The organism is Streptococcus sp. WM07 (genome assembly GCF_004570525.1).
Classification (GTDB): Bacteria; Bacillota; Bacilli; order Lactobacillales; family Streptococcaceae; genus Streptococcus.
Genome location: NZ_SPPZ01000073.1, coordinates 1 through 6,690 on the forward strand (window position 1 = coordinate 1; position 6,690 = coordinate 6,690).

The following is a 6,690-nucleotide window of genomic DNA, read 5'->3' on the forward strand; positions in this document are numbered from 1 at the left end:
TGTAATACGGCTTGGATGAATGAATTTTTACGACAACTGTCAGAAGCTTACCCTAACGACTATATTATTTTGGTGATGGATAATGCGGTTTGGCATAAATCACAGACATTGGATATTCCTAGCAATATTGAATTTACATTTATTCCACCTTATACACCAGAGATGAATCCGATTGAACAAGTTTGGGCAGAGATTCGGAAATTAGGATTTAAGAACAAAGCATTTAAATCATTGAATGACGTCATTGATCAGTTGCAAGAAGTTATCCAAAGCTTATCAACTACTCGCTTACGATCGATTGTCCATAGAGAATGGATATCTGCTAATTTTGATTCTGAATGAGTATAAGCTACCATTCACCGTGTTTGCTGAAAAACCCAGTAACCGGTGGTAGTAAAACAGCAAGGATACTCAAAATTCAGGAGGGAGTCCATCTACCCCTTCAGATGTCAAGCTATCCCTTGGAATTTCGTTCACCTATAGCATATTTCAAGCTCCTTGCTACAACCCAAACATCCAAATTCCAACAAGGGCTAAAACAAATTGAACCAGCCCAATAATCAGGATATAGGAGCCGTAGACTGGGGTGTTTTTCATAAAGGTGCGTAAATCTAGCCGAAGGCCGATGGCTGCCAGAGCAAGCCATTCCAACCAGGTCATTAAACTTTGAAGGCTAGCAGTTAGCGGATCTGGTAAATCCAATAAAATATTGAGCAGACTTGCCAAGATAAATCCGTAGAGGTAATACGGAACTTTTTTCAAAGGATTAGCCTTCTTGACTGGTGCCACTTCTTTTTCTTTTGTCCAAAATTCAAGGAAAAAAAGAACAGGGACTAGGTAAAAAATACGAGTCAGCTTAAACAGCATTGCCAAGGGAAGGACGGCTGGCGAAAGAAGATTAGCCGCTGCTGCGACTTGCCCCACCGATTGCAAGGTGCCACCAATGAGGGCGGCTTGTTGGAGATCCTGCAAATTGAGTAGGACAGCGGCTAAAGGAAAGAGAAACATCAGCAGGGTCCCCAAAAGATTCACCAAAACAATGGCTGTCCCCTTCTCCTGCTCAGAAGCCTTGGTCAGTGGAGCTAGAGCACCAATAGCTGATGAACCACAAATAGCCGTTCCACCAGCCAAAAGGGTCGAGGCATCCCGTGAAAATCCTAACCTCTGAGCCAGTCTGTAACTCCCTACCAAGGAAAGCATAAATGCTAGACTAACAAAAGCTAAGGAAGAGAGTCCCATCTGACCAAAGTTTTGGGTATCCATTGTAAAAGCCAGCAGAATAATAGCATACTCCAAGAAACGACTCTCCGCCAATTTAGTTCCTAAACTTAGTTTGGGAGAACGGAGGAAGGTATTACCCAAAATCATCCCCAATACTAGAGCTAGCGGGGCAACTCCAATCAACGGGATAAATTGGGCCAAGGTAAAAGCTAGTAAGGTTACAAAGAGTGAGACCGTAAGGCCAGGCAGGTGATTACGTGTCATAAAATCCTTTCTAAAAAAGAATCCCCCACTCTTGAAAAACAGGATTCAGAGAGAAGGGAACATGTAACATAGAGGGAAAACGAATGGCTAACCAACCTAGAGTCCAAAAACGTCAGATTAAGGGATATTTAAAATCCTTAATCTTGGAACCCCTTGGGATTCAAGCATTGCCAATTCCAAGCGTGGCGACACATATCCTCCAAGGTCATTTGAGCTGTCCAGCCCAATTCCTGCTGGGCCTTACTCGGATCGGCATAGCAGCTAGCAATATCCCCTGGACGTCTTTTGTAGATTTTATAGGGAATCTCATGGCCCACTGCTTGGCTGAGTCCCTGAATCATCTCCAAAACAGAGTAGCCCTTACCTGTGCCCAAGTTGTAAAGGGATAGGCCTGATCCTGGAAGCCACTTTTTCATAGCGGCCACATGACCCTGGCTAAGATCAACAATATGGATATAATCCCTCACACCTGTTCCATCAAGGGTATCATAATCATCTCCAAAAACGCGAACATGGTCACGACATCCACTGGCAACTTGGGTAATATAGGGAACCAAGTTAGTAGGGACGCCTTGAGGATACTCCCCTAGACGTCCACTGGGATGAGCTCCAATAGGATTAAAGTAGCGTAGAATAACCAAATTCCAGGTCTGATCCTTAGCGTAGAGATCACGAAGAATTTCTTCACTCATGAGCTTGGTTCGACCATAAGGATTGGTGACTGAAAGGGGAAAATCTTCTCGAATAGGTAGTTTGTGCGGATGTCCATAAACCGTAGCTGAAGAACTAAAAATTAGGTTTTTACAACCGACTTCTTCCATGACGTCCAATAACCGTAATAGCCCTACCACATTATTATCGTAGTAGACTAACGGTTGCTGGACAGATTCCCCGACTGCTTTAAAACCAGCAAAGTGAATCACTCCCGTCACATTATGCTGGGAAAAAATTTGTCGCAACAAATCTCGATCCCGAACATCTCCCTCGTAAATAGGGAAAGCCTGGCCGGTCAATTCTTTGACCACTTCCAGGCTTTTGGGATGTGAATTGCTGTAATTGTCTAAAACTAGGACTTTATGACCAGCCTCTAATAGTTCCAGAACTGTATGGGAGCCGATAAAACCGGCTCCTCCAGTCACCAAGATAGTTTCAGTCATCCGCTACCCCCTTGTTTTATTTTTTATCGCGGTTTCGACGTGAACGACTGCGTTCTTCTTTAACTTTCTTAGATTTTTTCTTTTCTTTCTTCTTAGATTTTTGAGCTTTTTTTCCGTAGTTTCCGTAATTTCCATAGTCTCCATAAGAACCATAGCGTTCCATTGTGGTATCTACTTTATTCAGGATTACGCCAAGGAAAGAGGTACCGGTCTGCTCTAGTTGCTCAACTGCTTTTTCTACAGCTTTACGCTTATTAGAGCCGGATTCAACAACAAGAACGGTTGCATCTCCTTGTTGAGCAATAATGGCCGCATCGATTACCATTCCAATCGGTGGGGTATCAATGATGATGTAATCATAATACTTGCGTAGAATGTCAATCATCTTATTGAAATTTTGACTCTGAAGAAGACCCGTTGGATTCGGCGATACTGGACCAGATTGAATAACATAGAGGTTCTCAATATCTGTGTCACAAAGACCTTCTGAAAGATCCTTTTTCCCCGTTAGGTAATCTGTCAGACCTGTAATTTTATCCCGAGTAGAAAAGACACCGGACATAACACTATTCCGAATATCCGCATCCACCAATAGGGTCTGGTAACCTGAACGCGCAAAGGCAATGGCCAAATTCACAGAAGTGGTTGATTTTCCTTCCCCAGGCTGTACAGAGCTAATAGAAATAACATCAATGCTATCTCCACTCAACTGAATATTCGTCCGTAGAGCATTGTAGTATTCTTCGGTTCTTTCCGCATCTTCCCGACGCGTCCGATTTAATTTTAATGTTGGCATGCAGTTAACTCCCTTATTTTAGTTTCGTAAAGTCTGGTACCACACCCAAAAGTGTCAAGCCCATCATTTCTTCAACATCTTCTGGTTTTTTCACGCGGTCATCCACAATTTCCGCAACCAAGATAATCACAACCATCAGTGCTCCACCTGCTACAAATCCGAGCAGAACATTACGACGAATATTTGGTGAAACCGGTTGACTATTGACTTGTCCCTCTTCCAAGGTAGTTACGTCAGATACTTTGGTAACCTCAATAATTTTATCTGCCGCAGCTTGACGAACTCCATTGACAATCCGAGCTGCTTCTTCCGCAGATTCGTCTTGCACACTGACAGATACAATACGCGTATCTGCTGGGACAGTCACATTGATTTTAGAAGCCAATTGTGAGGTTCCCATATCCAAGCCCAAATCTGATATCACTCGACTCATAACATCTTGAGAAAGGATAATTTCCTTGTAGTCCTTAACCAAATAAGTACCCGCTTGCAAGTCTTGGTTGGTCAAACCTGGATTGTCTTGTTGATGGCGATTTACCACGTAAATCCGAGTTGTACTTTGGTACATGGGAGTCGCCACATAGAGGCTATATCCTAGAGCTAAGATAGCTGTCAAAAGGGAAAAGAAGATCACTAAGAATTTCCGTTTCCAAACCGTCCGTAATAGACTTAGGATATCAACTTCCACTTGATTATTTTGCTTTTTCATGAGTTCTCCTAAATAAATTCGTCTTCTAATAACAATTCTTGATTGGTGATAAAGAGCTTGTGAGCTCTTTCTAGGCCATAATTCTTCCGAATAATCTTATAGGCCTGATCCATATAAGGGGGACGCTTCTCCAGATTGTGCATGTCACTTGCGACAAAGTGGACCAAATCTTGGTCCAAAAAGAAGCGAGCCCGTTTTTTCATAAATTTGTACTTATCCCCAAAGAGCTTAGGTGGAAGCACTGATGAGGAATTAATCTGCATATAGCAACCCATCTTAATCAGGTCCTCTACCTTCTCGGCATCCATATCCAAAGCATGGTAACGCTCAATATGAGCCACCACTGGAGTAATCCCCAAGTGTAAAACCGCTGAGAGAGCCTTATAAATATCTCGGTAAGGAGTATCCATACTAAATTCAATCAGGGCATAGCCGGTATCCCCTAGAGTTGGGAATATCCCATCTTCTAATTTTCGCAAAGCTTCAGAATTGAAGTAAATCTCCGAACCATAGAGAATGGTGAAATTTGGACCGATCTCAGATTCCAAAGCCTTAACTTTTTGAAAATTTTCCGCAAATTTTTCTTCTGGTGTGTCGAAAAGAGCCTTACGACGGTGAGAAGTAGCAATCACCGTACGCACACCTTGTCGGTAGGATTCTTCCAATAAAGCGCGACTATCCTCCAAGGTTTCAGCACCGTCATCCACATCAAAAATAATATGAGAGTGAATATCAATCATGCTTATTGTCCCTCCAAAACAGACTGAATGTTCGCTTTAGCGTTGGCCAGACTATCAGGATTCACTTCCATTACGTAAAGTTGAGAGCCTGGCATAGCATAGGACGATTTGTCCATGCTACCAGTACCTTCCAAAGCCTGAGATTCAATCTGATATTGACCACCTGACTCCAATTGGCTATTAATCAAAGTCATCATCGTCTCTAAACTCATATCTGTCTGAATAGAATCTTGAAGCCCTTGAATAATTTGAGGATAATTCTTCAAGGCATCCGCTGACATCAACTTGCGAAGTACCGCAGCAATGACCTTCTCTTGGTTTTTTCCACGGTCATTATCCCCTCCTTCAAGACTATAACGTTCCCGAACAAAGGCTAGAGCCTTCTCAGAATCCAAATGAACGGTACCTACTGGGAATTCATAATTCCCGTGTAAACTCGTAAAAGCTTGCTCATTCTCGACATCTACACCACCAACTAAATCAATTAACTTGAGGAAAGAAGTAAAGTTAAGCCGGACATAATAGTGAATAGGGATTTCATAAAGATTTTCTAATGTATGAATGGAAGCATCAACTCCATAAATACCCGCATGGGTTAGTTTATCTTGCTGGTTATTCCCTCCATCCGCAATCGGTACATAAGCATCCCGTGGCGTTGTCGTCAATAGAATTTTTTGACTCTCACGATTAACCGTCATAAGAATATTGACATCGGATCTAGAAACAGAAGTAATTGGCCCATAAGTATCAATTCCGCTGACATAAATTGTGAACGCTTGAGCGTTTGGATCCTGCCGACCAGTCTCAAATTTCCGCCGCACCTTGTAAGTATGAAGTGCAGTCAAGCTATCCATAAAATTAGGAAACTCACTCTGAATGGTATCTGCAAAAATGCTATTTACCACAATCGCTTGTGCTTGTCCCTCCTTCAATTGCCTGTAGGCATCCACGTAGGAGCTAGAACTTTCAAAACTTGGACTGACTTGCTTTGTAGTTGCTAAATCTTCCTGCAATTTCGTCAAGTTCTCCTTATCCGTCTCCATTGGCGCTAGGATTTTTTCAACCTGACTAATGTCCTTAATGTTACTGTTTTCAAGTGCATAGACTGTTAACTCATACTCAGTATAATTCGCTTGATTGTTGAGTCGAGAAGAAAAGCCCACCAATTGCCGAACTCCAATAGAAGCTACACCCGTAACTGCTAAGCCCAACACTAAGATAAAGGTTACCCAGACACGCGCTGGAAAACGCAGTAAAACCCAAAGCAGAATTCCAAGCACCACAAAGGAGACAAGCGTTAAAATCCAGTTCAGATTATATACAGCTAAAATACCATAACGAAAAAGACTATATACCAAATAGGCAGTTAGCAGAACGACCAACCCCCAAAGGATCCAGTTGATAATTTTCAAAATAGGATTCGTCTCAATCCGATTTCTTCTACTTCTAGACATGTTTTCCTCAATAGGATACTGGGACAGCCCAGTCCTCCCTTTTTATTTTTTAGTCATTATATCTCTCCTATTATACCACAAATCAAGAGTTGTCAAGCTTTAATACTCGTTCAGAATCAAAATTAGCAGATATCCATTCTCTACGGACAATAGATTGTAATTGACTAGTTGATAGATTTTGAATGACTTCTTGAAGCTGATCAATGACATCATCCAATGTTTTAAACACCTTATTCTTAAATCCTAATTTGCGAATTTCTGCCCAAACTTGTTCAATGGGATTCATTTCAGGAGTATAAGGTGGGATAAACGAAAATTCTATATTTGCAGGAATCCTCAATGTCTGTGA

The 6,690-nt window shown here is 41.9% G+C and carries 8 protein-coding genes; 1 reads left to right on the forward strand and 7 read right to left on the reverse strand.

Features of this window, described 5'->3' with window-relative positions:
• The coding region (locus E4T71_RS07820) for a transposase (RefSeq protein ID WP_194181234.1) at nucleotides 1-342 on the forward strand (342 nt) is incomplete at its 5' end.
• A gap of 159 nt (nucleotides 343-501) precedes the next feature.
• On the opposite strand, the gene E4T71_RS07825 is transcribed toward E4T71_RS07820, so the two are convergent.
• The 7 genes from E4T71_RS07825 to E4T71_RS07855 form a co-directional block, all read right to left on the reverse strand.
• The gene (locus E4T71_RS07825; RefSeq protein WP_135038713.1) at nucleotides 502-1,485 is read right to left on the reverse strand and encodes a YeiH family protein; all 984 of its coding nucleotides are present in this window, start codon (nucleotides 1,483-1,485) and stop codon (nucleotides 502-504) included.
• Nucleotides 1,486-1,622: 137 nt separating this feature from the next.
• Nucleotides 1,623-2,642, reverse strand: a complete 1,020-nt coding sequence (gene galE, locus E4T71_RS07830; protein ID WP_135038715.1) for a UDP-glucose 4-epimerase GalE — start codon at nucleotides 2,640-2,642, stop codon at nucleotides 1,623-1,625.
• A 16-nt stretch (nucleotides 2,643-2,658) separates the two neighbouring features.
• Nucleotides 2,659-3,438: a tyrosine-protein kinase gene (locus E4T71_RS07835; protein ID WP_135038717.1), complete on the reverse strand. Its 780-nt coding sequence runs from the start codon at nucleotides 3,436-3,438 to the stop codon at nucleotides 2,659-2,661.
• Between the two features lie 13 nt (nucleotides 3,439-3,451).
• Nucleotides 3,452-4,147: a Wzz/FepE/Etk N-terminal domain-containing protein gene (locus E4T71_RS07840; protein ID WP_135038719.1), complete on the reverse strand. Its 696-nt coding sequence runs from the start codon at nucleotides 4,145-4,147 to the stop codon at nucleotides 3,452-3,454.
• An 8-nt stretch (nucleotides 4,148-4,155) separates the two neighbouring features.
• On the reverse strand, nucleotides 4,156-4,887 hold the full coding sequence (gene cps4B / locus E4T71_RS07845) for a capsular polysaccharide biosynthesis protein Cps4B (protein ID WP_135038720.1): 732 nt from the start codon (nucleotides 4,885-4,887) through the stop codon (nucleotides 4,156-4,158).
• A gap of 2 nt (nucleotides 4,888-4,889) precedes the next feature.
• Nucleotides 4,890-6,341, reverse strand: coding sequence for an LCP family protein (locus tag E4T71_RS07850; protein ID WP_135038722.1), 1,452 nt, complete (start codon nucleotides 6,339-6,341; stop codon nucleotides 4,890-4,892).
• A gap of 82 nt (nucleotides 6,342-6,423) precedes the next feature.
• On the reverse strand, nucleotides 6,424-6,690 hold a 267-nt coding region (locus E4T71_RS07855), incomplete at its 5' end, for a transposase (RefSeq protein WP_194181261.1).